The sequence below is a fragment of the Streptomyces sp. TLI_185 genome (assembly GCF_003814765.1).
Taxonomy (GTDB): domain Bacteria; phylum Actinomycetota; class Actinomycetes; order Streptomycetales; family Streptomycetaceae; genus Streptomyces.
Window position 1 is genome coordinate 10104142 of record NZ_RKRB01000001.1, and the last position, 25795, is coordinate 10129936.

Below are 25795 nucleotides of genomic sequence, written 5' to 3' on the forward strand. Positions count from 1 at the left end.
CCGTCGTCGGCGCTGAACCTCTGTGACGCCAGCGGCAGCCGGCGGCTGCTTCTTCCGTGGCGTCGTCCGGGTTGTGCGTCGTTGTGGCGGGTGGTGTCGGCGCCGTCTGTGTCCGATGTCGTTCTCATACCCAGGACGGGCTGACGTGTGTGAGGGGTCTGGCGGAGTCGGGCTCGGCTCGCCGGGCAGTGAACGGCCGGGGCCGGCCGGGAGCCGGGTGCTGGCCGCTGTGTCCTGCCTCGTCGGGTGGTGTGTGGTCAGTGGCTGTGCTCGGTCAGGGTGTTGCCGTCAGCGAGTGGGGCGCGGGGGAGACCTGTCGTGGCACGTGGCGGATCGGTCTGCTGTTGGTGCTCTGCCGTCCGCGTCCGGGGTGGATTGGATGGGGTTTGGGCTGGGCTGGGGGATGGGTGGTGGTTGGGATGGTGGCGCTTGTGGGGACAGCTAGTGGCGTGGTTTCGGTGAGGTGAGGTGGTGATGGGCGGGTGAGTGGTGCCGTGCGTCGGTCGCGCAGACATCCCGGTGGGGAGCCGGGTGGCGGTCGTGGCGGGGGACGGTTGCGGGCTGTGGTGCTGGGCAGTCGGCCGGCACGGGGGGTGGGGCCGGTGGCGCGTGCGCGCAGGGCGGCGGTGGCAGGGCGGGGGGTGGGGGAGGGCGAGGTGGTGGCCCGGGGGTTGAGGGTGGGGGCGGCGTATGCGTGGCGGCTGCTGGTGCTGGGAGTGGTCGCGTACGCAGGTTTTGTGATGTTGGGGCGTCTGCAGCTCGTCGCTGTGGCGCTGTTCCTCGCCCTGGTCGTGACCTCAGTACTGCGTCCGCTCGCCGATCTGCTGGCGCGATGGCTGCCGAGGGCGCTGGCGGTGGTGGTGAGTGTCGCGGGAAGCCTGATGGCGGTCTTTGGGCTGCTGGCGCTGGTGGGTGAGCTGGTGGCGAACGAGTGGAACCGGCTGGGGCGGGAGTTCGGCGGGGGCGTGGGGCGTATCGAGCGGTGGCTGCAGGGGCCTCCCTTCCATGTGAGTCCGACGGTGATGTCGGATCTTCAGGGCAAGGTGGGTTCCTTTGTCTCCGGGCACCGCTCGGCTCTGGTCAGCGGTGCGGTGAGCGGGGCCGGGCGGCTGGTTGAGGTGCTGACAGCGGCGGTGCTTGCGCTGTTTTGTTCGGTGTTCTTCATCCATTCCGGTGACCGGATGTGGTCCTGGTTCCAGGAAGGGCTGCCGCGGCGGGCGCGAGATCCGTTCGGCCGTGCGGGTGGTGCGGCGTGGCGGACCTTTGCCGGGTACACGCGGGGCATCGTGATTGTGGCGGCCACCAATGCGGTGCTGGTCGGCACCGCTCTGTTCGTGCTGCGGGTGCCGTTGGCGCTGCCGCTGACATTGCTGGAGTTTTTTGCCGCGTTCGTCCCGCTGGTGGGGTCACCGATTGCGTTGGGGGTGGCCACGGTGGTGGCCCTGGCATCGCGCGGGCCGGTCATCGCGATCGTGGTGCTGGCGCTGATCGTCGTCGTCGGCCAGATCGAGGGCCACGTGCTGCATCCGCTGGTGATGAGCTGGGCGGTGCGGCTGCACCCTGTGGTGGTGGCCCTCTCGGTGATCGCCGGAAGCGTCCTGGCCGGGGTGGTCGGCGCGGTCGTGGCGGTGCCGATGGTGTCGGTGGCGTGGGCGGTGGGCGGTGAACTGCGCGGTCCCTGGGCGGGGCGGAGAGGGGTGGGTGCCTGAGGGTTCGCAGAGAATCAGCATGGTGCTTCCCGTGATGCGCTTCGTTGTCGTGATACGGGCGTCCGACGAGATCCGTAGGCGCTGCAGGCCCTCCACACCACAGTGGCCGGGACGGGGCCCGCCTCCTGGCCTTCTCCACGAGACAGCACTCGCAGGCCAGTTCCTCCCAGGTCTCCACCAGGCAGGCACGCCCCTGGGGGCGGCGTGTTCGCGGGCGTCGCCCGGGCGCGGGCGCATAAGGGGCATGGCGCGACTGAAGTCCTGGCAGATCTTCCGCAGATCCCGCATCAGCCCCAACCGCATGACCGTCATCGACGAGACCGTCCTCACCCTGGAGAGGCAACGCTGAAAGCGCTCATTGAAAGGAGGGGACGGCATGCTGCGGCTGATTGTCTTCGTGGGAGCGGCCACCTGCGCCGCACTCACCCTCGGTGGTGGCGCCTGGCTCGCGGGTCTGCTGCAGCGGTGCTGAGGCGCGCTCCAGATTTTTCGGAGTTCGGCGGTCTGCGGATGTCGAGAACGTGTCATCGGCTCCGTCCCAGGGCTATCAGCGGCCACCACCGACCGCACGAGGAAGAAGGAGAAACCAGCATGGCGATTCAGCGGATGGACAATGTCGGCATCGTCGTCGAGGACATGGATGCCGCCATCGCGTTCTTCGTGGAACTCGGTATGGAGCTGGAGGGCAGGACGCAGGTCGAGGGCCTCTTCGCCGATCAGTGCACCGGACTCGACGGCGTCCGCTGTGACATCGCAATGCTCCGGACCCCGGACGGTCATAGCCGCCTCGAGCTGGCGAAGTACCGTAGCCCAGCAGTGATCAGCGCCGGGCCGCGCAACCGGCCGCACAACATTCTGGGCACGCACCGCGTCATGTTCGCCGTCGACGACATCGAGGACACCGTTGCCCGCCTGCGGCCTCACGGCGCGGAACTCGTCGGCGAGATCGCCCGGTTCGAGGACAGCTATCTGCTCTGCTACCTCCGCGGCCCGGAGGGCATCTTCGTCGGACTGGCCGAGCAATTGCGCTGAAAAGAGGGTCCCGATCCATGCAGTCGAACGAGGTCGTCGCGGTTCTGAACCGCCCGATCAGCCCGGAGCTGCTGGCCCGTGACGTGGCCCGCCTCTCGTCACCGGCGGAACCAAACGGCAGCAGGCGGCGTGCCCCGAGTGCCCGGCACACGCCGCCCCAACGAGCTCGTCAGGAACCAGGTTTGTCGGTTGAGGCGGGTTCCTTGCCCGGCTCGGTCGGCTGGTGTGTGAAGAACACGAGGTGCCAGCTGCCCTTCTGCCGCGTCACGGTGAAGGTGTCCTCCAACGGCTTACCCGCCTTGTCCTCGGCCACGAGGCGGGCCGAGCCAGTGTCCGGACCCATGTCGTGCTCTATCTGCACGCCCTTGATCTTCAACCCCCGCCCGCCCCGGTCCGCGAGGATCTGCGTTGCCTCCTGCCTCGACCACTTCGCGTCCTTGACACCACCGACGGCAATCAGGTCGGTGACACTGAGGGAGTTCAGTGCGGTCACATAGGCTTCGACGGCCTCGCGCGCCCCATCGGCGGATGCCGAGCTCGACGGGCTGGAGGGCGCGGCCTTGTCGTCAGGGGACGAGCAGCCGGATGCGACGGCCAGAGCGGCCAGCACAGCCACGAGTCGTCGACGTTCCACAGCGCACTCCTTGGTTGTTCCAGTGAGGGGGTCGGCAGCCTGTCAGGTGCGGTGTGTGTAGCACCAGGTGCGCGGAGGTCAGAGAGAAGCTTGTTCAGGCTTTTGTTGCGGGTGTCGCCGATGTGGTACGTCAGGTAGGGCGTGCCCCGGTACTACCAGTTCTCGGAGGCGGCCCAGGTGTAGCTGGTGGTGGCCTTCGCCGGCCCGTAGAACCGGCCCGTAGAACCAGTACTTGTTACTGGTCCGCTGAATGACGACCCCGCCCTTGGGACCCCATCCGCCCTCCAGCATCGCCTGCGAGATGAAGCTGGTGCTGGTGCAGTCATTGCCGTACGTGCGAGAGGCGCCGTTGTGGAGGTCCCAGCACTTTGAGGCTGTCTCCTCGCTCGAGACAGCTCGACAGCTCGGCTGCCCGGGGGTAGATGGCCAACTCGGCCTCCAGTTCCGCGATCCGCTGCGGGCGGCGGCCAGTTCGGCCTGCTCGTGAGTGGGCGTGCCGGGTATCGGGCCGGTGGGATCAGGTGCTGGCGGTGCCAGGCGTCGATGGTCTCGTCGCTGATGCCGAGGAGCTTTGCCAGCTTGGCGCCCTTGCGGCCGGAGATCGAACACGGCGGCGGAACTCGGGCGGATCAGCTGCGGGGCATGACGGTCTTCGGAGCTACCGGGCCCCTGCCACCGGCCACCCGTTTGCGGCAATCTCCCTAGCCTCATGCCCGAACGTCTGCCTGTGCCAGCACCGTTGCCTCCACGACGCTCTCACCAACGCACAACGCGCCCTCACCACCGCACACAGCTCGGCGACCGTCGAGGGGGCGGCTGCGGTGAGGTCGAGACGTTCAGCGTTCAGTCAGGCCTGGCCAGGGGCAGGGCAGCGGTGCGGAGATGGTGCGCAATGGTGCGGGTGGTGACCGCGGCCGGAGCCGGGTCATGAGCTGGCTGCTGGCCCGTCTGCTCCGTAGCGGAGGCCGTCGAGGAGCAGGTCGAGGAGGCGGCCGGCCCGTTCGCGTTGTTCGGGAGCGCTGGTGATCAGCGCGATGCCGGCCAGGCTGAAGCCGACATCGAAGGGGTCGGTGTCCGGGCGCAGGAGACCGGCGTCGGCGCCGGCGTGCAGCAGGGTGCCGAGCGCGGTGCCGAGCTTGTCGAGGGTCTCGGCGAAGGGGTCCGCACCGGATGCGACGGCGGCCCGCAGGGCGTCCGCCATGCCCTGCTTGGCGGCCAGGTAGTCGATGAAGTCGTCCATCCACAGGCGGATCGCCCGGTCGGGCGGGTTGTCGGCGAGCAGCTTCGCTGCGCTGTCGCAGACACGGGCCAGCTCGTTGCGGTAGGCCGCCTCGATGAGTGCCTCGCGTGTGGGGAAGTGGCGGTAGAGCGTGGCCGAGCCGACGCCCGCGGCCTTGGCGATGGTGTCGATCGGGACGTCCGGGCCCTTCTCGGAGAAGGCGCGCACGGCCGCTTCGAGGATGCGCTCCCGGTTGCGGCGGGCATCGGCGCGCAACACGCTCGGCTTGGTGGTCAAGGCTGTTCCCTTCGTCTTGGGATCAGTCTAGCTGGACAACCGGGGAGTTCCCCGCTTACGGTTGCAGGTAACTGGGGAACTCCCCGGTTACGGGTATCGGCCCGCTGTGATCCCTAGGCAAGGAAGACCCTCATGACCTCCCCGAAGACGGTTCTGATCACCGGTACGTCCTCCGGCATCGGCCTGGCCGCAGCCGTCGGCGCCGCCCGGGCGGGCTGGGCTACCGTCGCCACCATGCGTGACACCGGCAAGGCCGAGGCCCTGCTCAAAGCCGCCGCCGAGGCGGGTGTCGCGGACCGGATCCAGATCAAGCGCCTGGATGTGACCGACTCCGCCGGCATCACCGCCTGCCTGGACGAGGTCGTCGCCGAGCACGGGCGCCTGGACGCGCTGGTCAACAACGCCGGTGCCGCCCAGGTCGGCACCATCGAGCAGAGCAGCGTCGACGACGTCCGCGCGGCCATGGAGGTCAACTTCTTCGGCGTGGTGGCGGTGACCCGAGCCGCCCTGCCGCACCTGCGTGCGTCGAAGGGCCGGGTGATCACGGTCACCAGCGTCGGGGGCGTCGTCGGCCAGCCCTTCAACGAGGCGTACTGCGCGGCCAAGTTCGCCGTCGAGGGCTTCATGCAGTCCCTCGCGCCGGTCGCCGCCACTGTCGGCGTCGATGTCACCGTGGTCGAGCCGGGCGCGGTGGCGAGCGAGTTCGTCGCAAATCTCGGCCTGGACGTTTCGACGCTGCTCGCTGCCGCTGGGCCCTACGGCCCGGCGCTCGAGGCCTACCTCACCCGTACCCGGCAGTCGTTCGCCAACGCCCAGACTCCGGCCGAGGCAGCCGCCCCGATCGTCGACGCCCTGACCGCCGCCCGTCCGCCCTTCCGTATCCAGACCTCGCAGTGGGCCCGCGACTTCGTCGCCACCACCCTCGCCGACCTCGACGGCTCCGCCGTCCAGACCCTCACGGGTGACTGGGTGCGCTGACCGCCCGTCCCCGCGTCCCGGTGGTGCGTGCACTGCCGAATGGCACGCCCGACTCATCGACGGATGCCTCTCCGAAACCGGCCTCACGCTCACTCGACACGACAACTCAACGGAAAGGTCAGCAACAAAAGTGTTGGGACCTGGTCAGAGGTAGATGTCGTGCACGAGGTCGCCGGGTAGGGGGACGCGGTCAGCCGCGCAGTCGCACGCGATAAGCCACTACCTCGGCGATTATCCCCGGGATACTGGTCGCCCATGGATGAGGTCAAAGTCGTCGTCGCCCATTCCGAGCGCGCGACTCTGCGCGTCGGCGACGTGTTCCTGAAGGTGGACGCCGATCAGGCGCGCATCGACGTCGAGGTCGAGGCGATGTCCCTCGCGCCGGTCCCGACACCGGAGGTCCTGTGGCGCAAGCCGCCCGTGCTCGCGATCGCCGCACTCCCGGGGGCGACGCTTGGGCGCCTCGGCGGACCGTCCACCGGGTCGCCGGCGGCGTGGGCCGCGGCGGGCGCCGCCATCCGGAAGCTGCACGACGCGCCGCTGCCGTCCCGGCCGGGCCAGGCCGGGCGGAGCATCGCCGCGCTGTCGGCGGAACTCGACGACGAGTGTGAGTTGCTCGTGACGAACGGCGTCCTGCCCGCCGACCTGGTCACCCGCAACCGCCAGGTCGCCGAGGCCGCGCTCCGGCCGTGGACTCCGGCGTTCACGCACGGCGACCTGCAGATCGCGCACGTCTTCGTCGACGGCGACGAAGTCACGGGCATCATCGACTGGTCCGAGGCGGGCCAGGGTGATGCCCTGTACGACCTCGCCACCTTCACGCTCGGACATGAGGAGCACCTCGACGACGTCATCGCCGGCTATGGCACCGACGTCGACCTCGACGTGATCCACGCATGGTGGTCGTTGCGAAGCCTGCTGATAGTTCGCTGGCTGATCGAGCACGGCTTCGACCCCTTCGCGCCGGGCTGTGAGGTCGACGTGCTGAGATCCCGGATGTGAGGCCGCGGGCCGGACCGCTACGTATGCGTTCTGACGTATCGAGCAGGCCGTCCCCTGGGGCGCATCGCCTGCCCTTATTTCAACAGAGTGCGGTGCGCAGTCGTCGCCGGCAGATGACGGCGCAGCCGAGGCCGACGAACGCGTGATGAATGTCGTCGCGGATCTCTCAACGGATGCGCAGGCGGCGGAACCAGTGCAGCAGCGCGATCGCTCCTTCCACGACCCAGCGGTTGACGCCAAGGCCGGAGCCGTGCCTGGTGCCGTGCCGGGCGAGGTGCGATCACGATGCAGTCGCAGCGTCTGCTGCCGCAGGTAACCGACACCCAGCGGGAGCAGTACGAGCGGGCCACCCTGCCAGACCAGGACGGCGGCACTACGCAGCCGGGGCACGCTCCATGGCGCTGGACGTCCCCGACAACGGCGGCGCCACACCACAGCTGGCGTCTTGTCATGATCAGCCCGCAGGTTCAGGCCCGCTTCGGGGGACCGAGCCTTTGGATGACCTCGCGCATCTCCGCCTCATCGGCCTCGTAGATCGTCTCGCCCGAGCGCGGATCCAGGGCGTGCAGGGTGTGGATCAGCGGCCCGTAGGGTGCCCCCAGGCGAACCAGAGAGGCTGAAGGACCGTGGACTGCACGCTCGGTACCCGGTCGGGCCGTCAGGTCAATACGGCTGACGACTCCCGGGGTGACCCAGACCGTCGCTTGCTCCAGACGCGCCAGAAATCTGCAGGTGGAAGTGTCCGCACAAAATGAGCTGGACGTCACTCCCGCGAATCGTCTCGGCCAGCTCCGCAGGATTCTGCAGCCCCAACGCCCGCTGAACGTCAACGTCCAGAGCAACCGGCGGATGGTGAAACGCCAGGACGGTTCCCGACGGCGCAGGGACGGCCAGCAGTTCGCGCAGCCAGTCGAGCTGACCGGCATCCAGGCGGCCGTAGCCCTTGCCCGGAACGAGCGTGTCCAGCGTGATCAACCGCCATCCACCCACGGTGCTCACCGCCGCCCGTTCACCTGCCGCCCCCTCGTACGTGGCGTCGGGCTGTCTGTGGCCACTGCCGAGCACCTCGCGGAACGTGGTGCGATCGTCGTGGTTGCCCGTCGTGTAGAAGACCTCCACCCCTCGCCGACCGGCGTAGTCGGACAGGAGCTCCCCCGCCCGCGTGTACGCCTCACGGGAACCGTCGTCCGCAACATCACCGGTGACCACCAACGCGTCGAGGTCGTCCAGGTATTGGAGTTCGTCCAGCAGAAGACGCAGTGCCTCAGTGCCGTCGGCCCCGTCCTCGTCCGGGCCGCCCGCCCGATCGAGATGAGTGTCAGAAAGATGCAAGATCCGCATCGCCTGAAAGTAACCTCTGCCACCGCACCAGGCCAGGGCCTTTACGGACTGCTGTGGCTGCCCAAGGCGAACCCGTGCAACGACGGCCTCACAGCCTGATCAGGACCGTCACTTCAGAGGATCCGCACCCATCTTCGATGGCACCGCAACCGCCGCCCTCCGGCGGTCCGACTCGCCCCCGGGCAGTGGCTGCAATGGCAGATTAACTACCGGTTCGTCGGCACCAGGGTCGGGCCGTGGTCATACCGACTCGATACGTTCAACATCTCCGACGGGCTGGCCTCGCCCGAGGTCTTCCTCGGCACACCACCGACTCGCAGCGTCGACGAGCGCGGCTTCCTGCGCTGAACCGTGAGGACGCTGGGACGGTCACAGAGGGTTGTCATCAGAGGAAAAGTTCGTCAGGAACTCACGACAGCTGAATAGGCGAGCTCACCAGTACCGAGGCCGGCATCGGACAGATGGTCGTGCCGGGCACCCCGCGCGACTGCCTGCACATCCTGGACGCGCCGCTGAACCTGGACACCGGGGTGAAGCCGGAGATGGTCGCCACCGACAACGCCTCCTACTCCGACATGGTGTTCGGGCTGTTCACCATGCTGGGCTACAACTTCTCGCCGCACTTCAAGGACCTGGGCGACCAGCGGTTCTGGCGGGCGGAGATGCCCGGTGTGGAGACTGCGACTACGGACCGCTGGAGAACCTGGCCCGCAACAAGGTGAACCTGAACAAGGTCACCACGCACTGGCCGGACATGCTGCGGTTCATTGGCTCGCTGGTGACCGGGCAGCCCCGCGCCTACGACCTGCTGCGGATGTTCGGCCGGGAGGGGCGGCCGACCCCGCTGGGCCACGCGTCCGCCGAGTGCGGGCGGATCGCCAAGACCCTGCACCTGCTGCGTGTGGTCGACGCGGTCGACGACACCTACCGGCGGCAGATGAACCGGCAGTTGACCGTCCAGGAGTCGCGTCACAAGCTCGCTCGGGACATCTGCCACGGCAAGCGCGGAGAGATCATGCAGGAGTAGTACCGGACGGGTCAGGAGGACCAACTCGGCGCGCTCCGTCTGGTCCTCAATGCCGCCGTGCTTTGGACGACCCGCTGCCTCGACGCCTCCGTCGCGCACCTGCGCGCTCTCCCCGCAGAGGAGCGGGAGTACGACGTCCTGGACGAGGACGTCGCCCGTGTCTCCCCACTCAAGCACGCCAACCTCGACTGCCTGGGCTGCTACTGCTTCGCTGCCCGCCCGCCGCGCGAGGGCCTGCGGCCCCTGCGCGACCCGGCGACCGTCCAGTCGACGAGGACGACGACACAGAGCAGTGAGCGACCGTGCGTCAGGCGGAGTCGGGCAGCAATGCGCCGAGAACGGCCGCGAGGCTATGTGGGTCGCGGCGGGCGATGTTGTGGCCGACGGGGATCTCGTGAACCCGCCAGGCTGAGTCGTTGCGCAAACGTTCGGTCAGGGTCACGAACGGGCTACCCGGCCACGCGCCACCACTGATGAACGTTCGGCCGAGCGCGCGGCTGAGGGTGCCTCCGATCCTGATCGACTGGACGAAGCTCGGCAGTGGGTGCGGTCGCGCGCGAGGGTCGAGTCCTTCGGGGACTACGACCCATCGACCGTCGGCGCGGGCGCCAGCTATGAACAGCTCCCGGAAGCTGTCGCTGGTCAAAGACCAACACGAATCCCCGTCGTCGGGGACGTAGGCGTCGATGAAGACGAGCTGATCGAGCCGGTCGCTGAGCCGATCCGCGACACCGGCGATCACCATGCCGCCGTAGCTGTGCCCGCAGAGCGCGACGGGCGTTCCGTCGCCACGGTCAATGATCTCGGTTACCTGGTCAATATGGGTGTCGAGGTTCGGCGGACGGTCCACATCGACTGGGCCGTCCGACTCCAACCCCGACAGGGTCACCGCCTCGACGTGGTGACCGTCTCGGTGCAGCTCGGCAGCCACCGAGTCGAACACCCATCCACCTTGCCAGCCACCCGGCACCATCACGAACTTCACCGCGTCATCGTAGGTCAAGCAGAACCGGACGAGCACAGCTGGTGATCGCACGCCTCGGCAACGCTCGGGCTGGCGAGGGCGAACCGAAAGGCGAATCCGTACGCACCGGCCGGCTCTGGCAACGAAGCTCAACAGGCCCTCAGTGCCACGTGACCGAAGACAACGGCTGAGGTTTGCCGTCCTGTTGGGGAGTACGCAACGTGCGGCGCCTCGTGCTGCATCCACGGGGGAGGTAGCCGGTGCGGGTGAACTTCCGATGACGGGCGTCCGGAAAGTCAACTGGAGCCGAGTGCCGGGCCGGTGGCACGGTTCGCGGCGCTACATCCAGGTCGCGGCCGAGATCGAACGCCGGGCGGTGGGCGAGGGTCCGGCGGCTGGGGCGGTAGAGGGCGGGGGCCAAGGCGCGGGCGTGGCGGCGTTGTCGGACGAGGAACGCCGTGCGCGGATGGACCAGTTGCGTCGGGAGCGCGGCGGCTCTCGGAGGGCGCGCAGTGACCCGGGGGCGGGCCAAGCGGCGGATGGTCGAGGACTTCACGGACCCGTCGGTGATGAGCGATGAGCAACCCAATGCCGAGATACGGGAGTTGATCTGGTCCGATGAGTTGTCGGCGCGGCGGTGGGCGTGCGCGGTTGAAGGCTGCGACGGACTGCCTCTGAGGGGGGGCGGCACCATCATGCCCGCGCGGCGCAGCGTAGGCCGCTGTGGCTGTGGACTCACCGGTCGCGGCTGGGGAAAGCCGCGGACGGCGGCGGAGGTGTGCGGGAGTGGGCGAAGCCACCGGGGCTGCAGATCGCGGTGGTGGCGAAGAACGCGACGCTGGTGGGGGACATCTGCTTCGAGTCCCCGAAGTCCGGGCTGTTGTCGGTGATCCCGCCGGAGGAGGTCGCGAAGTACAACTCGTCGGGCGGAGTGGCTGCTGGACGACCTGAAGAACGGCGAAATGCTGGATCGCCTGCCGATGGGCAGGGCCGTGTACCGGATACGGCCGGACGGTACGGAGCTGAACCGACTGGATCTGATGATCGACTTCGTGCCGGTTGTGCACCTCGCGAAAACAATCCCGGACGGCGGTGAGCACTGGGGCCGTTCGGTGCTGGCGCGGGTGTTGCAGGCGCTGGACGAGCCTGCGGCGACGGACTCGGACAGCTCGGCGGCGTCCGCGACGACGGGAACGCCGATCATCGGGCTGGCGGGTGCGCGGCCGCAGGTGGACCGGGCGACTGGCCGGCCGCAGGAGCTGCAGGTCAGGGCCGGTGCCGTGTGGAAGCTCGCCCTGCCTCATCGAGGGCCTCATTGCCAAGACCGGGCTCGACCTCCAACCGCCGTAACCTCAGTTAAAGATCTAGCAGCACGCTCCGTCACCGAATGTGAGACAGAGCCGTTGAATTGACACACCCACCGCCCCGACAGCCGTTCGGGTACTCCGGCTCGCCACGTCGTACGGTCATCCCCAGGAAGAGTTGCGTCGGGCTTTCAGCGGGTGATCGAGATTGCGAAGGGCGCGAATCCGCTGGATCGGATCACGTGGGGTACGAACAGGATCGCGGCCTCGGCGGCCCGGGCGGTCTCGATCCCGCCGAGGTCCGTGATCCACTCCTGCTGCCAGCTGAGGTCGGCGAGAAGCCCGCGTACGACCTTCTTGGCCTCCGGGTCCTTGCCGGAGAGGAAGGCGGTCGGTGCCTGGGTGAGAGCGGCGGGGGCGGTCATCACGGTGTAGAGCATCGTGTTGAGCGTCTTGACGACGCGCGTGTCGGGGAGAGCTTCTTGAAGTTGCTCCGCGAGGCTTGAGCCGGGGTAGAGCAGCTCGGCCGGTAGTCCGTCTGGTCCGTCGACGGTGGCGTTGGAGACGTCTACGAGAATCTTGCCCCGCAGTTCCTCGCGCAGCGCGATGAGCCGCTCCAGCGAGCCGGCGCCCGGGGTGGCGTTGATGACGATCCGCGCTGTCCGGACGGCGTCGGCGGCAGAGCCTGGTGAGCGGTCCGCCACGGTCACCTCGTGCCCGGCCCGGGTGAGGGCCAGGGCGAGACTGCCGCCGACGCGGCCGTTTCCTAGAACGGCGATCATGGTCATGTTGATGTGGTCCTTCCGGTGCTTGTGGTTCTCGGCAGTCAGCGGGAGAGCGTGGTGACGGCTTCGGTGTGCACGCCGGGCGCGGCAGCCAGGAAGCTCTCGCTCTGTGGGGTCCAGGGGCGGCCCTCGGCGTCGGATATCCGCCCGCCGGCCTCGGCGACGAGCAGCGCCCCGGGAAGCAGGTCCGCGCGGGCCCCGGCGAACTGCCAGAAGGCGTCGATCCGGCCGGCGGCCACGTTCAGCAGGTGCAGGGTGGCGGGCACGGATGTCCGCACCACGAGCGCATCGAAGAGCATCGCGGTGATCGAGGAGCCGATGCGTCGCACGACCTTCTCGTCCTCGTCCGGCCTGGCCTGGCTCGTGGCCACGAGGCCCAGGCCGAGGTCCGCTGTCCGGGACACGTGCAGCGGGCGGCCGTCGAGGTGGGCGCCGGCGCCGGCGAGCGCGGTGTAGGTCTCACCGGTCAACGGCAGGTGAACCACGGTGAGTACCGGCTGGTTGTCGCGCACGAGCGTGGCGGTCACCGCCCACTCCGGCAGGGCGTGCAGGTGGTTGACGTTGCCCTCGGCCGGGTCCAGGACCCACCATTCGCCGGGGGGCAGGGCCCCGCCCGCGAGTTCGTCCTCCACCACGCGGGCGTCCGGGCGCAGAAGGGTGAGGCGGGGGCGCAGGACGTCGAGGGCCGCGTCGTCGTTGGCGGCGAGCGCGCGCATCAGCTCTTCGCGGCTCTGGTAGCGGACCACGTCGCCGAACCGCTCCCGCAGCGCCGAACCCGCCGCGCGCACGGCGACCGCGGTCTGCGCGAGCAGGTCGGCATCGGACGCGGAGCCGACGGTGGCAGCAATTCCGGTGGTCTGAATCGACTCGGGCATGGCGGTGCTCCCATCTGAGCAGGGGGATGACGAGGCGGACCAGGCGAAAACCGTGTTTCCTTCGCGCCCGCATCTCGAAGGTAGGAGGGCCCTTCATTAACTGCAAGTGCATGTAAAGCACGGCTAGGATGAGTCTCATGCAACTGGATTTGAACCTGCTCGCCGCGCTCGATGCGCTCCTGGAGGAAGGCAGCGTGGCCGGAGCTGCCGAGCGCCTGCACGTCACCGCCCCCGCGATGAGTCGAAGCCTCGGCCGGATCCGGCGCACGACGGGGGATCAGATCCTGGTGCGTACCGGGCGCACGATGACCCCGACGCCGTACGCGATCGCCGTCCGGGAACAGGTGCACGAGCTGCTGCAGCAGGTCCAGGGCGTGCTGGCACCGAGCCGCGAACTCGACCTCACGACGCTCGAGCGCACCTTCACACTCCGCTGGCACGATTCACTCGTCGCCCTCAGCGGCCCCGCGCTTCTCGCGGCCGTACGCAAGCAGGCACCGGGCGTGCGGTTGCGCTTCATCGCAGAATCGAGCACCGACACCCCCGAGCTGCGTCGCGGCGAGGTCGACCTGGAGGCGAACGCGAACCGCCCGACCGCACCCGACATTCGCGCCGAACAGGTGGCTGAGACCCAGCACGTCATCGTCGTGAGGCGAGGGCACCCGCTCACCCGAGTCAAGGCTGTCACCGCCGCGCAGTACGCCGCGGCCGAGCACATCACCGTCTCGCGGCGCGGAAGGCTCGGCAACACCCTCGACGACGCTCTCGCGCGGCTCGGCCTCACCCGACGGGTAGTGGCGACCGCGCCCACCGAAGGGGCCGCGTTCGAGTTCGTGCGCGGCTCCGACCTCCTCGTCACAGCCCCCGAATCGACGACGCGTTCAGCGGCCGCGGTTCTCGGTCTGACCCTGCTCCCACTGCCGTTCGAACTGCCGCCGGCCGCGGTGTACCTGTCATGGCATCAGCGCTATGACACCGACCCCGCACACGTTTGGCTACGCGATCTGGCGCGGACCGCGTTGGCGCCCCCGACGTAACCCAACCTTTAAAGATCTCTAGTACACCAGCAGAAGTACGCGGCCTGACCCACGGTGACGCCAAGTGGCCAGGAGCAGGACAGCCGTCGAAGCCAACGGAGCGGTGAGGGTACTGCCGGGCAGCGACAAGTGCCGTTGCAGACCCTGTTGCAGGCGAACGCCGTGTGATGCAGGGGAGCGCGAAGAGGAACCGTTCGGGGGACGGTGACAGTGACCGTCCCCCGAACGCCGTCCCAAGCCCCCCTTCTCGGCGCTCACGTACCGCTGGTCGCCGTCGAAGGAGGGGACACCACGTCTTCTGAGCGCAGTCACAAATGCACGCCCGGGGATTCGCCGAGTCGCCGCCTCTCTCACCGAGAATCACATTCCAACTGGCTGTACGTGGGGGATCTTTGGTGGCCGCCTACAGTCGAGCGCAAAAGTCGTTGATCAGAATGGCCGAGTCAATGGTGCGCCGGCGCAGGGATTCGATGTACGTGCTGCGCCAGATCAGGGGCGGGATCTCGAAGTGGCCGACACATTCGGCGAGATCGAAGCACGGACGTGCGCCAACCGAGCGCCTGGCGTTGTGCGTGCGCTGCTCGGTGTCCGGGCGGGTGCCGGCCCGGCGATCGGCCTCCTCGGTCAGGTTGCCTTCCAGGTATTCCACCCAGTCGGCGACCGCCCGCTGCCGCCACTTCTGGGGTGTGCAGTGGGTCGCTCGGTGCCGGCAATCGGCGAACGCCATCACGATCGGTGCAGCGCCCGGGGTGGAAGCGGTGGCCGGTGGCTGGCGCAGGAGGACGAGGCCCGTCGCCGGCCGCCCGCGCATTCCTAGTTGCACCACTCGGCGGGGCGTCCCGTGGACCGGGGCAGTGGTACGAACGTGGCACGGAAGTTGGATGATTTCCGGGGGCTGCTGGGCTCTGGTGGCCCTGGACGGGCTCGCAGAATCCGATGGCGCAACGCAGCTCAGGCGTCAAGAATCGCCGGATGCATGAAGTGAAGCCGTCCGACGGGACCATCACTCTGTCCCCGCTACGCCTGGACGATGCGGAGGCGCACCTCGCGGGGGAGGATGAGCGGCTGGTGCGCTGGCTCAGCCGCGGTCCCCGCACACGCGAGGGCGTCTCCAAGCGCCCAGTGGAAGTCCCCCAGCGGGTCACGCCGCGCAACCACGACGACATGGTGCGCGGCGTGACCATGTGCGGTCACGCCGGCAGTTCCTGACGGACCGCGGCCTCCAGACCGGCCAGAGCCTGGCGGTAGAACCGCGGCCCGTAGGAAACCCTCGCCACACCCAGCTCGCGGAGCTTGGCCAGGCCCAGCACTCCGGGCCTGGTGTTGCCGTTGACCGGCCCGGGCAGCTCGGCGACCAGCATGGCGATGGCCCGCTCGTCGCCGACGCCGATCGGGTAGACGCAGTCGGCCCCGGCCGCCAGGTAGCGGCGGCCCCGGCGGATCGCCTCCGCGACCCGGTCGTCCTCGGCCACACCGGACGCCGGCAGGAAGACGTCGACACGGGCGTTGATCACGATCGGAATCCCGGCGTCCTCCGCGGCGGATCGGACGGCCGCCAGCCGCTCGGCCTGCGCACCGGCGTCGACGAGTCCGCCCGCGCGGTGGTCGGTGTCCTCCAGGTTGCAGCCGGCCACGCCGATTTCCAGCAGCCGGTCAACGAGTTCCCGCGGCGGCAGGCCGTATCCGGCCTCGGCGTCCACGGTGACGGGAACCGCCACCGCACGGGCGATCCGGCCGGCCAGCGCGAACATCTCCGGCCACGGTGCGGCTTCGCTGTCCGGGTAGCCGAGCATCGCCGCGAACGCGGCGCTGCTGGTGGCGATCGCGGGGAACCCGGCCTCAGTGATGATCTTGGCGCTGGCCGCGTCCCACGCGTTCGGCAGCACGAGCATCTCGTCGGCATGATGCAGTTCGCGCAGCTGCGCGGCATACGCCTTCAAGTCCTTGTTCTCAAGCGGCATTGTCACTCCCCAGCAGTGCCATGTTCTGGTGTTCGAGCGCCTTGACCGGGCCGTTGCGCCAGCCCTCGGCCAGCGCCGCCGACATCGGGTCGGGGAAGATCTCGTCCTCGCCGTTCTCGACGCCGTCGACGATGGCCCGCGCAACGGCGGCCGGCGAGGTCTTCGGGATGTCCCAGTCGCGGATCATGTCCGTGTCCACAGGCCCGGGCAGCACGGCGTGCACGGCTACGCCCTGCCGTGCCAATAGGGCACGCAGCGACTGGGACAGGGAGAACGCAGCCGCCTTGGAAATCGCGTACGCCGGGGTGATCGGCACCGTAGCGAGCGACGCGAGCGACAGCACGTTGACGATCGCTCCCCGCGAGCGGACCAGCAGCGGCTGGAAGGCCCGGGTCACGGCGTAGGTGCCGAAGAGGTTGACGGCGAGATGCTGTTCGAGCGCGGAAACCTCGCTCAGGTCGTCGATCAGCGCCACCCCGGCGTTGTTGATCAGTACGTCGAGCTCGGTCACGCTCTCGGCGGCTGCCTGCACCTGCGTCGCGTCGGTCACGTCGAGGGTGACGGGCGTGACCCTGGGGTCCGGATACGCCACGGGTCGGCGTGCGGCGGCGTAGACGCGCCCTGCGCCGCGCCGCAGGGCTTCCTCCACCAGTGCCTGGCCGATGCCGCGGCTGGCGCCTGTCACGAGAACCGTCTTGTCGGTGATGGTCATGCCACTACTGACACGGCCCCCGCCGAAAACTGGGCGCTCCGACAGCGACCAGTTCCGGCGGCCGCCGGTGTCAGTACAGGGGAGGATGCAGACGGAGGTGTCGGATGGAACTGCTCGATCGGGCCCGCAGCGGCGACCGGGACGCGTTCAGTGCCCTGGTCGAGCCGCACCGCGGCGAACTACGCGCGCACTGCTATCGCATGCTCGGTTCGTTGCAGGACGCCGAGGACGCGTTGCAAGAGACCCTGCTGTCGGCCTGGCTCGGTCTCGACGGCTTCGAGGGGCGGTCGTCGGTGCGCACCTGGCTCTACCGCATCGCCACCAACCGGTGCCTCAACCAACTGCGCTCGGCGAGCCGTCAGCCGGTCACGGTTCCCGAGTCGCTACCGCTGCCGGAGCCGAGTCGCCTGGGCGAGGTGACCTGGCTACAGCCGTATCCCGACGTGCTGCTGGCGGAGCACCCCGATCAGGCGCCCGGGCCCGAGGCCCGGTACGAATCCCGCGAGGCGATCTCGCTCGCATTCGTCACTGCCGTGCAACTGCTGCCGCCGAACCAGCGCGCGGTGCTGCTGCTACGCGATGTGCTCGGGTACCGCGCCGGCGAGACCGCCGAGCTACTAGGGCTCACCGAGGACGCCGTCACCAGCGCCCTCAAACGCGCTCGCGTCAGGATGAACTCACCGCAAACGGCACCGCCCGCACCCGGCGGGCCGGATGAGCGTGAGCTGCTGGACCGGTTCGTCGCCGCTTTCACCGAACTGGACGTCGACGCGCTCATCGCGCTGATGACCGACGACATCTGGGTGCGGATGCCACCGCTGCCGTTCGAGTACCGCGGGAGCGAGGCCGTGCACCGCTTCTTCAGCGTGATCCGCACCTTGCTGGGACGGATCGACCGGCTGGTGCCCGTACGCGCGAACGGCCAGCCCGCCTGGGGCGAGTACATGCGTGACCGGGTCACCGGCGTCCTCCGTCTCGCCGGCGTCGTGGTGATCGGCCTCTCCGGCGACCGGGTCTGCGAATTCACCCGGTTCGAGACGGCGGTCGCGCCGTACTTCGGCATCCCCCGCACACTCGACTAGCCGGCGTCGCGGCGCCATTCCCTTGGCGCCACACCGTTGCCGTTGCGGAGTGTCGCTGGGCTCCAGCCAAGGTGCCGCAGGTCAGGGACTCTCAAGCAGCCGACGAAGCCCTCACTCAACATTGGCCGCGACAACGGGCAGCGTACTGGGACGGGGGAGAGGCGAGCAGTGCGCGCCCAGGCCGGTAGGAGTTACCGCCGGGGCGCGTGCTACTGCCCTTCAGGCGGAGTGCGTCTCGTCGACCACGTATCCGCGCCGCTTGTCCACCACGTTGCGCAGCGGCCGGCCCTCGATGTGCCGGGTGAAGTTGTCGAGGAACAGCTCGACGAGCGCCTCCCGCTCGCCGGTGGTCTCGCCCGCCGTGTGCGGGGAGATCACCACGCCGGGCATGTCCCACAGGGGTGATTCGGCAGGCAGCGGTTCCTGGGCGAACACGTCCAGGGCTGCGCCGGCGAGCCGTCCGGCGAAGAGGTGGTCGACCAGCGCCTCCTCGTCGACGAGTCCGCCCCGGCCTACGTTGATCAGCCGCGCTCCCGGCTTCATAGCGGCGAGCACGGGAGCGTCGACCATTCCTCGGGTGTCCTGGGTGAGCGGGGCGGCCAGGACGACGTAGTCCGCTTCTGCCAGGGCGGGGCGCAGGGTCGCTGCGCCGTGAACCGTGCCGAAGTCCGGGTCGTCCGTGCGGGATGCGCGGCCCGCACCGCTTACCCGCATCCCGACGGCGCGCAACAGCCGGGCGATGGCCCGGCCGATCGGCCCCGTCCCCCAGACCAGCACGGTGCGTCCGGTGATGCCGTCACTGGGGCGCGGACGCCACTCGCGGCGCCGCTGGTGCTCCCACGTGCCGGGGAAGTCCTTGGCGAGGGCAAGGATCAGGCCCAGGACGTACTCGGCGGTCGGCTGCTCATAGACCCCGCGGGCGTTGGTCAGGACGACGTGCGGATCGTCCACCAGGGCGGGGAACAGGAAGGAGTCGACGCCCGCGGAGGACGCGTGGACCCAGCGGGGCGCTTTATGCGGATCATCGGGCCACGCCTCGCGGATGGCCGGGGTGATGTTCACCCAGGCCAGGAGGACGTCGGCGCCGGGGAGGAGGTAGGGCAGTTCCTCCTCGGTGGCGTAGACGGTGTCCGCGAGGCGTTCGATGAGTGCGGTGGCGGGGGGCCGGTTGCCGCGGTAGAGGACGACGAGTCGGTCGCGCATGTCAGGCTCCGACGGGGACGGCCAGGTACTTGTACTCCAGGAACTCGTCGATGCCGACGCGTCCGCCTTCGCGGCCCAGGCCGGACTGCTTGACGCCGCCGAAGGGCGCGGCGGGGTTGGAGACCAGTCCGGTGTTGATGCCGATCATGCCGCTTTCGAGGCGTTCGGCGACACGCAGAGCACGGTCGAGGTTCTGGGTGAACAGGTAGGCGGCCAGACCGAATTCGGTGTCGTTGGCGGAGGCGACGGCCTCGTCCTCGGTCTCGAAGGTACGGATCGCGGCGACGGGGCCGAAGATCTCGGTGTCGATGATCGCGGAGTCGGGGGCGATGCCGGTGAGGACGGTGGGTGGGTAGAAGCAGCCAGGTCCTTCGGGGAGTTCACCGCCGGTCAGTACGGTGGCACCGCGCTTGACGGCGTCCCGCACCAGGTCGTGGGCCTTGCTGCGGCCGGCGTTGTCGATGAGGGGGCCGACGTCGGTGCCGGGTTCGGTGCCGGGGCCGACGGTGAGGGCGGCCATGCGGGCGGCGAGGCGGGAGGCGAACTCCTCGGCGACGGAGGTGTGGACGAAGATGCGGTTGGCGGCGCAGCAGGATTCGCCCATGTTGCGCATCTTGGCGACCATGGTGCCCTCGACGGCCTCGTCGAGGTCGGCGTCGTCGAAGACGATGAGGGGGGCGTTGCCGCCCAGTTCCATGGAGGTGCGGATGACAGTGTCGGCGCACTGGGCCAGCAGGATCCGGCCGACCTGGGTGGAGCCGGTGAAGGAGAGCTTGCGGATCTGCCCGCCACGCAGGAGGGGTTCGACGACGCCGGCGGCGTCGGAGGTGGTGACGATGTTCAGCACACCGGCCGGCAGACCCGCTTCAGTGAGGATCTCCGCAAGGGCGAGGCTGGCCAGCGGGGTCTGAGGGGCGGGTTTGAGGACGATGGTGCAGCTGGCGGCGATGGCGGGGCCGATCTTGCGGGTGCCCATCGCCAGGGGGAAGTTCCAGGGGGTGATGAGCAGGCAGGGGCCGACGGGCTGACGAGTGACCAGCAGGCGGTTCCTGCCGTCGGGGGCGGTCATCAACCCGCCGTCGATACGGACGGCTTCCTCGGAGAACCAGCGGAAGAACTCGGCCGCGTAGGCGACTTCGGCACGCGCCTCGGCCAGGGGCTTGCCCATCTCCAGGGTCATCAGCAGCGCGAGGTCCTCGGTGCGCGCGATGATGATGTCGTAGGCGCGGCGCAGGATCTCGCTGCGCACCCGGGGCGCGGTGGCGGCCCAGGCGGCCTGCGCGGCGACCGCTGCCTCGACGGCACGCCGGCCGTCGGCGGGTGAGGCGTCGGCCACCTGGCACAGTTCCTCGCCGGTGGCCGGGTTGTCGACGGACAGGGTCCGGCCGGACTCCGCGTCCTGCCAGCCACCACCGATGAACAGCTGCTTGGGAACATCACGGACGACAGTCATCGTGGGTATCTCCTTTGACGTGTAGAAGGGCTGCCGACCGGTCAGCGGATGCGGTCCAGCGTCTTGTAGTAGGCGCCCGCGAAGGGCAGGAACCAGGCAGTGCCGTTGTAGAGGGGGATGCGGGGCGGTGCGATGTCGCGGACGGGGCTGACCTCGGGGTGGCCGTCCATCACCTCGGCCATGACCTGCCCCATGTGGGTGGCCATCTGCACGCCGTGGCCGGCGTATCCCATGGAGTAGAAGACGCCGTCCTCGGTCTGCCCGGCGTGCACGATGCGGTCCATGGCGAAGCCGACGGAGCCGCCCCACACGTACTCGATCTTGGTGCGGGAGAGCTGGGGGAAGATCCCGCACATCTCACGGAACAGGACGGCCCCGCTCTTCTTGTCCGAGGTGGGGTCGGACGGAGCGAAGCGGGCGCGACCGCCGAACAGCAGCCGGTTGTCCGGGGTGAGCCGGAAGTAGTGGCAGACCTTGTTGGAGTCGACGATGAGGCGGGCCTTGGGGATGATGTCCCGGGCGAGCTCCTCGCCGAGCGGCTCGGTGACGATGATGAAGCTGCCCACGCAGACCTGCTGGCGGCGCAGCCACGGGAAGTTCTTGTCGGTGTAGGCGTCGGTGGCCATCATGACCTGCCCGGCACGGATGACACCGCGCTCGGTGCTGACCTCGAACCGGCCGGCGGCGGTACGCCGCACGCCGATGGCCGCGTTGCGCTCGTGGATCTCCACACCGGTGCGCTCGCACGCCTGGGCCATACCGCGCACGAAGCGGCCGACGTGCAGTGCGGCGCTGAACGGGTCGAGCAGGCCGCCGTGGTAGGCGTCGGAGCCGATCTCGGAACGCAGCTCGGACTTGCCGATCAGAGTGGTCTCGTGCCCGAAGTACTTGGCCAGGTCGCGCTGTTGGGCTTTCTTGCTCTCGAAGTGGGCGGGGCGGGACGCGACGCCCAGGCGTCCGACGCGACGGAACTGGCAGTCGATGGACTCCTCGTTCACGAGCCGCTCGACCGTGTCCACCGCGTCGCCGTAGGAGTTGTAGATCTCGCGGGCCCGGTCGAGTCCGTACCGGCGGATGGCCTGGCCCACGCCGATGGTGAAGCCCAGGTTCGCCATGCCGCCGTTGCGGGCGGAGGCACCGGAGCCGATCTGGCCCTTCTCGACGAGGGTGACGCGGGCGCCCTTGCGGGCGGAGTGCAGGGCGGTGGACAGACCCGTCAGGCCGGCGCCGACGACCACCACGTCGGTGTCCTCGGTCAGCGGCTTGCCGGACCGGTCGGGAAACGCCCCAGCGGTTTCTATCCAGTAGGGAATCGTCTTCATGTCGGGTCCTTAGCGGGGAGTTTCGAAGTGGGGGCGGCCGGGCGCCACCGGGGGCCCGGCCGACGGCGCTGTCAGCGCTGTGAGGGTCGGATCGACGTCGAACTGGAGGGCGTTGAAGACCGGGACGGCAGGGTGCGGAAGTCACGTCAGCCGCAGTCGGCCGGCGTCTTCTACGGACTCGCTGCCGGAGCCGCTACCGCGTGTCCCAGCCGCTTCTACAGCACTTTTTCGAGGAAGGCCTGGGTTCGTTTCTCGCGTGGGTTGGCCAGGACTTCGCGTGCGTCGCCGCGTTCGACTGCGATGCCTTCGTCCATGAAGAGGACTTCGTCGGCGACCTCGCGGGCGAAGCCCATCTCGTGGGTGACGAGCAGCATGGTCATGCCGTTGCCGGCGAGGTCGCGCATGACGGCGAGTACTTCGCCCACGCGTTCGGGGTCCAGTGCGCTGGTGGGTTCGTCGAAGAGCATGATGGTGGGTTCCATGGCGAGCGCGCGGGCGATGGCCACGCGTTGCTGCTGGCCTCCGGAGAGTTGGGCGGGGTATTTGTGGCCGCACCCCTCCAGGCCGACCTTGGCCAGCAGCTCCTGTGCCCGCTTGCGGCAGGTGGCGCGGTCCTTCTTCTGCACGAGGACCGGGCCGGACATGACGTTGCTTTCGGCGGTCATGTTGGGGAACAGGTTGAACTGCTGGAAGACCATGCCGATGCGGGCGCGTTGCTCGGCCAGCCGTTTGGGGCGGAGGGCGTGGTAGGCGTCGTCCTTCTCGACGTAGCCGAAGTCCTCCCCGTTGACCCGCAGGACTCCGCGGTCGACGGTCTCCAGGCCGTTGATGCAGCGCAGCAGTGTCGATTTGCCGGATCCGCTGGGCCCGATGATGCAGGAGATCTCCCCGGCCGCGACGGTCAGGTCGATGTCGTGGAGGACCTGGTGGCGTCCGAAGCTCTTGCACAGCTTGCGTGCGACGATCGTTCCGTCGGCGTTCACAGCAGGGACTCCCTCGTGGTGGGAACGGGCTGGCCGGCTCCGGGCTCGAGGGGGGTGGCGGCCGGGGTCAGCCGTGCCCGGGTGGAGCGGGAGAAACGGCGCTCGATCATGGACTGCGGCACGCTGAGCACCAGCGTCATGATCAGGTACCAGAGGCTGGCCACGATCAGCAGCGGGATCGTCTGGTAGGTGCGGGCGTAGATGGCCTGTGCGCTTTGCAGCAGGTCGGCGACGCCGAGGACGCTCACCAGCGAGGTCTCCTTGAGCATGCCGATGACCTGGTTGCCGGTGGCCGGGATGATCGCCGGCATGGTCTGCGGGATGATCACGTGGCGGAGCTTGGTGAACCCGGACATGCCCAGCGACTCCGCCGCTTCGTGCTGTCCGCGGCTGACCGAGGCGAACCCGCCGCGGATGATCTCCGACATGTAGGCGGCCTGGTTCAGGGTCAGGCCCACGACGGCCGCGGTCATCGGTGTCATGATCGCGTTCACGTTCACCGGCATGGAGATGTGGGTGAGCGGGATGCCGATGGAGATGTTCGGGTACAGGGCGGCGATGTTGAACCAGAAGATCAGTTGCACGAGCACCGGGGTGCCGCGGAAGAAGGTGATGTAGAGCTGGGCGAGCCCGGAGACGGGCCGCTGGCGCGACATGCGCATCACCGCCAGCAGCAGCCCCAGCAGGGTGCCCAGGGCCATGCTGACCACGGTGAGAAGGAGCGTGATCAGCAGGCCGTTGAGGATGGTCTGGGTGGTGAAGTAGCTGAACACCACCGGCCAGCGATAGTTCTCGTTCGTCACCGCGGTCCACACCAGACCGGCGACGATCGCGATCGCGACGGCCCAGGCGACGTAGTCGCGCGGACGTTTCGGCGTGATCCGCTTCTTTTCTTCGGCCAGTAGTGGTGGCACCGGTCGGCTCCTGGTCGTCGTCGTCTCGATCACGTCCATCGGCGTGTCAGTCCTGCGGGACGGCCATGGCCGCGGTCTTGATCCCGAGGTCGTTGAAACCCCAGCGGCCCAGTGCCTGGGCGTACTTGGGGCTGTCGATGATCGACTGGATGGCGGCCTTCACCGCGGGGGTCAGTGCAGAGTCCTTCTTCAGCGCGACGGTCACGGTCTTGGTGGCCACCAGGGGCTTCAGGACGTCGAACGTCTTGGGCTGCTGCGTGGCCGCCCACTGCAGCCCGGTGAAGTCGTACATCACCGCGTCGATCCGCTTGGAGACCAGCTGGGTCAAAGCGTCGTTCACGCTGGGCAGGGTCACCGCCTTGATGGCCGGCTTGCCCTTGCCCGTACAGTCCTGCTTGGACAGCTGGGGCAGCCACTGCAGCTCCGCGGTGCTGCCGGACTGGACACCGACACGGTGCCCGCACAGCGTGTGCGTGCCCAGCTTCTGCGGATTTCCGTAGGGGACGGACACTCCGGTCCCGGCCTTGAAGTAGTCGACCATGTCGAGCACGTTCAGCCGGTCCTTGGTGGCACCCATGGTGGATGCCGTGAAGTCGTACCGGCCGGCCTGCAGGCCCGTGATGATGGTGTCGAACTTGATGTTGTTGACCTGCAGCTTCAGGCCGAGCTTGGCCGCGATCAGCCGGGCCATGTCCGGGTTGAACCCGATCGGGGTCTTGTTGTCCGACGCCATGAACGTGGTGGGCGGGCTGGTCAGGTCCATGGCCACCGAGAGCGTGCCCTTGGCCTTCACCGCCGCGGGCAGCAGCTTCACCGCCTTCGGATCCGGCTGCACACCGACCGAGATGTCGTCGGTGTGCTCGGCCGACGCACCGGAACCCCCGCCCTGGGTCGTGCTCTTCGACCCTGTGTTCTGCGCGGTGCCGCTCGCCCCGCACGCGGCGAGCGCGAGGGCCAGGGCGGTCGTGACGATCGGGATGCTCAAGTGCCTGTTGACCTGCATGGCGGCGGCCACAGCGCCTGCGGTGCGGAGTACGGTTCTGCGGCCTGTCCGGTTGCTTTCCATGGCGGTGCCTCCTGGGGAACGCGGGGGATACGGGGGATACAGGGGATATGGGGAATCCGTGATGCGGGGACGACGTGCGGATCGGACGGGAGGGACGTCGTCGGTCGACGCCCGGAAACGCGCAGGGCTCATGGGCGGCCACGCGAGACCGGGCGCCTGTTCGGGAAGAAGGTGCTGCGTGAGCGGGTGTGCGTCGCGCGTCAGATGCCCAGCATCTGGTTGAGTTCGTTCAGGGACTTGACGGTCACGTAGTCGTAGCCGTGGGTGACCGGGTCGTAGCCGCGGTCCAGCAGGACCAGGTTGCGGAAGCCCATGTCGTGCATCGGCATGTGGTCGTAGCGGGTGTGCGAGGCGACGTGCACGAAGTCCTCGGGAGACGCGTCGAGCTGGTCGAGCATGTACTCGAACGCGCCGTACCGGGGCTTGTAGAAGCCGGCCTGCTCCGCGGTGAAGACGGCGTGGAAGTCCGCCCCGAGCCTGGGCACGCTCTCCTGAAGGAAGGAGTCGTCGGCGTTGGAGAGGATCACCAGCTTGTAGTGCTCGCCCATCTTCTTCAGCGGCTCCGGCACATCGGCGTGGGGGCCCCAGCTGCGCACGCCGTCGGCGAACCGCTTGCCCGCGTCCGGGGCCGCGTTGATGCCCCACTTGCGGCAGACCCGCTCGAAGGCGGCCTGCAGCACCTGCTCGTAGGGGTAGTACTTGTCGAGGACCGAGTCGTAGCGGTAGCCGCGGAACTCCTTGACGAACTGGTCCCAGTGCTCGGCCGGGATCTGGTCGCCGACGAGCTCACGCGTGATGGGGGTCATCGGCCACTCGATCAGCGTGCCGTAGCAGTCGAACGAGACGTACTTGGGGCGGAACTGGAACGAGGGAATGGGCATGGTAGTGCTCCACT

Annotated in this window: 25 protein-coding genes and 3 pseudogenes; 10 read left to right on the forward strand and 18 right to left on the reverse strand. The window is 68.7% G+C overall.

All coding sequences use genetic code 11. The features are described from left to right. Positions 1 to 554 precede the first annotated feature (554 nt). From EDD92_RS46445 to EDD92_RS46455, 3 genes and pseudogenes are all read left to right on the forward strand, one after another. On the forward strand, positions 555 to 1709 hold the full coding sequence (locus EDD92_RS46445; protein ID WP_399185249.1) for an AI-2E family transporter: 1155 nt from the start codon (positions 555 to 557) through the stop codon (positions 1707 to 1709). A 238-nt stretch (positions 1710 to 1947) separates the two neighbouring features. Further along, positions 1948 to 2058: pseudogene (locus tag EDD92_RS46450) on the forward strand (IS5/IS1182 family transposase); the annotation flags it as partial. Between the two features lie 242 nt (positions 2059 to 2300). Continuing rightward, positions 2301 to 2741: a VOC family protein gene (locus EDD92_RS46455; protein WP_123969906.1), complete on the forward strand. Its 441-nt coding sequence runs from the start codon at positions 2301 to 2303 to the stop codon at positions 2739 to 2741. Between the two features lie 169 nt (positions 2742 to 2910). Here the strand turns inward: EDD92_RS46455 and EDD92_RS46460 are convergent, their stop codons facing one another. After that, complete coding sequence (locus tag EDD92_RS46460; RefSeq protein WP_123969907.1) at positions 2911 to 3357, reverse strand: hypothetical protein; 447 nt, start codon at positions 3355 to 3357, stop codon at positions 2911 to 2913. Positions 3358 to 4300: 943 nt separating this feature from the next. Continuing rightward, on the reverse strand, positions 4301 to 4891 hold the full coding sequence (locus EDD92_RS46465) for a TetR/AcrR family transcriptional regulator (RefSeq protein ID WP_123969908.1): 591 nt from the start codon (positions 4889 to 4891) through the stop codon (positions 4301 to 4303). Positions 4892 to 5023: 132 nt separating this feature from the next. Between EDD92_RS46465 and EDD92_RS46470 the strand changes: the two genes are divergently transcribed. Together EDD92_RS46470 and EDD92_RS46475 are read left to right on the forward strand one after the other, a co-directional pair. Then, the gene (locus EDD92_RS46470; RefSeq protein ID WP_123969909.1) at positions 5024 to 5869 is read left to right on the forward strand and encodes an SDR family NAD(P)-dependent oxidoreductase; all 846 of its coding nucleotides are present in this window, start codon (positions 5024 to 5026) and stop codon (positions 5867 to 5869) included. A 255-nt stretch (positions 5870 to 6124) separates the two neighbouring features. Beyond that, on the forward strand, positions 6125 to 6871 hold the full coding sequence (locus EDD92_RS46475) for a phosphotransferase family protein (protein WP_123969910.1): 747 nt from the start codon (positions 6125 to 6127) through the stop codon (positions 6869 to 6871). A gap of 79 nt (positions 6872 to 6950) precedes the next feature. On the opposite strand, the pseudogene EDD92_RS51785 reads toward EDD92_RS46475, so the two are convergent. Both EDD92_RS51785 and EDD92_RS46485 read right to left on the reverse strand, forming a co-directional pair. After that, positions 6951 to 7145, reverse strand: a pseudogene (locus tag EDD92_RS51785) (IS5/IS1182 family transposase); the annotation flags it as partial. Positions 7146 to 7534: 389 nt separating this feature from the next. Continuing rightward, a complete protein-coding gene (locus tag EDD92_RS46485; RefSeq protein ID WP_311736806.1) occupies positions 7535 to 8212 on the reverse strand; it encodes a metallophosphoesterase in 678 nt (225 codons plus the stop codon). A gap of 446 nt (positions 8213 to 8658) precedes the next feature. Here EDD92_RS46485 and EDD92_RS51795 point away from each other — a divergent pair. Continuing rightward, positions 8659 to 9515 (forward strand): annotated as a pseudogene (locus EDD92_RS51795) (Tn3 family transposase); the annotation flags it as partial. Positions 9516 to 9546: 31 nt separating this feature from the next. On the opposite strand, the gene EDD92_RS46495 reads toward EDD92_RS51795, so the two are convergent. Next, on the reverse strand, positions 9547 to 10224 hold the full coding sequence (locus EDD92_RS46495) for an alpha/beta fold hydrolase (protein ID WP_260327215.1): 678 nt from the start codon (positions 10222 to 10224) through the stop codon (positions 9547 to 9549). A 714-nt stretch (positions 10225 to 10938) separates the two neighbouring features. Continuing rightward, entirely contained in the window at positions 10939 to 11121 is a 183-nt protein-coding gene (locus tag EDD92_RS46500; protein WP_123969911.1) for a hypothetical protein, read from the reverse strand. 44 nt (positions 11122 to 11165) lie between these two features. Between EDD92_RS46500 and EDD92_RS46505 the strand changes: the two genes are divergently transcribed. Continuing rightward, complete coding sequence (locus EDD92_RS46505) at positions 11166 to 11615, forward strand: hypothetical protein (protein WP_123969912.1); 450 nt, start codon at positions 11166 to 11168, stop codon at positions 11613 to 11615. 83 nt (positions 11616 to 11698) lie between these two features. Here EDD92_RS46505 and EDD92_RS46510 read toward each other — a convergent pair whose 3' ends face one another. Then, the gene (locus EDD92_RS46510) at positions 11699 to 12295 is read right to left on the reverse strand and encodes an NADPH-dependent F420 reductase (protein ID WP_123969913.1); all 597 of its coding nucleotides are present in this window, start codon (positions 12293 to 12295) and stop codon (positions 11699 to 11701) included. A 38-nt stretch (positions 12296 to 12333) separates the two neighbouring features. Beyond that, a complete protein-coding gene (locus tag EDD92_RS46515; RefSeq protein WP_123969914.1) occupies positions 12334 to 13167 on the reverse strand; it encodes an inositol monophosphatase family protein in 834 nt (277 codons plus the stop codon). A 137-nt stretch (positions 13168 to 13304) separates the two neighbouring features. On the opposite strand from EDD92_RS46515, the gene EDD92_RS46520 reads away from it, so the two are divergent. Continuing rightward, positions 13305 to 14204, forward strand: a complete 900-nt coding sequence (locus tag EDD92_RS46520; RefSeq protein ID WP_123969915.1) for a LysR family transcriptional regulator — start codon at positions 13305 to 13307, stop codon at positions 14202 to 14204. Between the two features lie 403 nt (positions 14205 to 14607). Here EDD92_RS46520 and EDD92_RS46525 read toward each other — a convergent pair whose 3' ends face one another. Beyond that, on the reverse strand, positions 14608 to 15015 hold the full coding sequence (locus tag EDD92_RS46525) for a terpene synthase family protein (protein WP_123969916.1): 408 nt from the start codon (positions 15013 to 15015) through the stop codon (positions 14608 to 14610). Between the two features lie 161 nt (positions 15016 to 15176). On the opposite strand from EDD92_RS46525, the gene EDD92_RS51800 reads away from it, so the two are divergent. Next, positions 15177 to 15413, forward strand: coding sequence for a hypothetical protein (locus tag EDD92_RS51800; RefSeq protein WP_260327216.1), 237 nt, complete (start codon positions 15177 to 15179; stop codon positions 15411 to 15413). Here the strand turns inward: EDD92_RS51800 and EDD92_RS46535 are convergent. Together EDD92_RS46535 and EDD92_RS46540 are read right to left on the reverse strand one after the other, a co-directional pair. Continuing rightward, complete coding sequence (locus EDD92_RS46535) at positions 15395 to 16165, reverse strand: isocitrate lyase/phosphoenolpyruvate mutase family protein (protein WP_123969917.1); 771 nt, start codon at positions 16163 to 16165, stop codon at positions 15395 to 15397. The genes EDD92_RS51800 and EDD92_RS46535 overlap by 19 nt on opposite strands. Then, a complete protein-coding gene (locus EDD92_RS46540) occupies positions 16155 to 16877 on the reverse strand; it encodes an SDR family NAD(P)-dependent oxidoreductase (protein ID WP_123969918.1) in 723 nt (240 codons plus the stop codon). The genes EDD92_RS46535 and EDD92_RS46540 overlap by 11 nt, the downstream gene beginning before the upstream one ends. A gap of 104 nt (positions 16878 to 16981) precedes the next feature. Between EDD92_RS46540 and EDD92_RS46545 the strand changes: the two genes are divergently transcribed. Beyond that, the gene (locus tag EDD92_RS46545) at positions 16982 to 17959 is read left to right on the forward strand and encodes a sigma-70 family RNA polymerase sigma factor (RefSeq protein WP_123969919.1); all 978 of its coding nucleotides are present in this window, start codon (positions 16982 to 16984) and stop codon (positions 17957 to 17959) included. A gap of 219 nt (positions 17960 to 18178) precedes the next feature. Here EDD92_RS46545 and EDD92_RS46550 read toward each other — a convergent pair whose 3' ends face one another. From EDD92_RS46550 to EDD92_RS46580, 7 genes are all read right to left on the reverse strand, one after another. Continuing rightward, a complete protein-coding gene (locus tag EDD92_RS46550; protein WP_123969920.1) occupies positions 18179 to 19162 on the reverse strand; it encodes a D-2-hydroxyacid dehydrogenase in 984 nt (327 codons plus the stop codon). Between the two features lies 1 nt (position 19163). Then, complete coding sequence (locus EDD92_RS46555) at positions 19164 to 20615, reverse strand: NAD-dependent succinate-semialdehyde dehydrogenase (protein WP_123969921.1); 1452 nt, start codon at positions 20613 to 20615, stop codon at positions 19164 to 19166. 41 nt (positions 20616 to 20656) lie between these two features. Continuing rightward, positions 20657 to 21937 (reverse strand): FAD-binding oxidoreductase, encoded by a 1281-nt coding sequence (locus EDD92_RS46560; protein ID WP_123969922.1) that lies wholly within the window; start codon positions 21935 to 21937, stop codon positions 20657 to 20659. A gap of 215 nt (positions 21938 to 22152) precedes the next feature. Continuing rightward, positions 22153 to 22920, reverse strand: a complete 768-nt coding sequence (locus EDD92_RS46565; RefSeq protein WP_123969923.1) for an amino acid ABC transporter ATP-binding protein — start codon at positions 22918 to 22920, stop codon at positions 22153 to 22155. Further along, positions 22917 to 23873, reverse strand: coding sequence for an amino acid ABC transporter permease (locus EDD92_RS46570; protein ID WP_123969924.1), 957 nt, complete (start codon positions 23871 to 23873; stop codon positions 22917 to 22919). Before EDD92_RS46570 ends, EDD92_RS46565 begins: the two co-directional genes overlap by 4 nt. A gap of 7 nt (positions 23874 to 23880) precedes the next feature. Beyond that, positions 23881 to 24900, reverse strand: coding sequence for an ABC transporter substrate-binding protein (locus tag EDD92_RS46575; protein ID WP_260327217.1), 1020 nt, complete (start codon positions 24898 to 24900; stop codon positions 23881 to 23883). A gap of 200 nt (positions 24901 to 25100) precedes the next feature. After that, a complete protein-coding gene (locus EDD92_RS46580; protein ID WP_123969925.1) occupies positions 25101 to 25781 on the reverse strand; it encodes a haloacid dehalogenase type II in 681 nt (226 codons plus the stop codon). Positions 25782 to 25795: the final 14 nt, after the last annotated feature.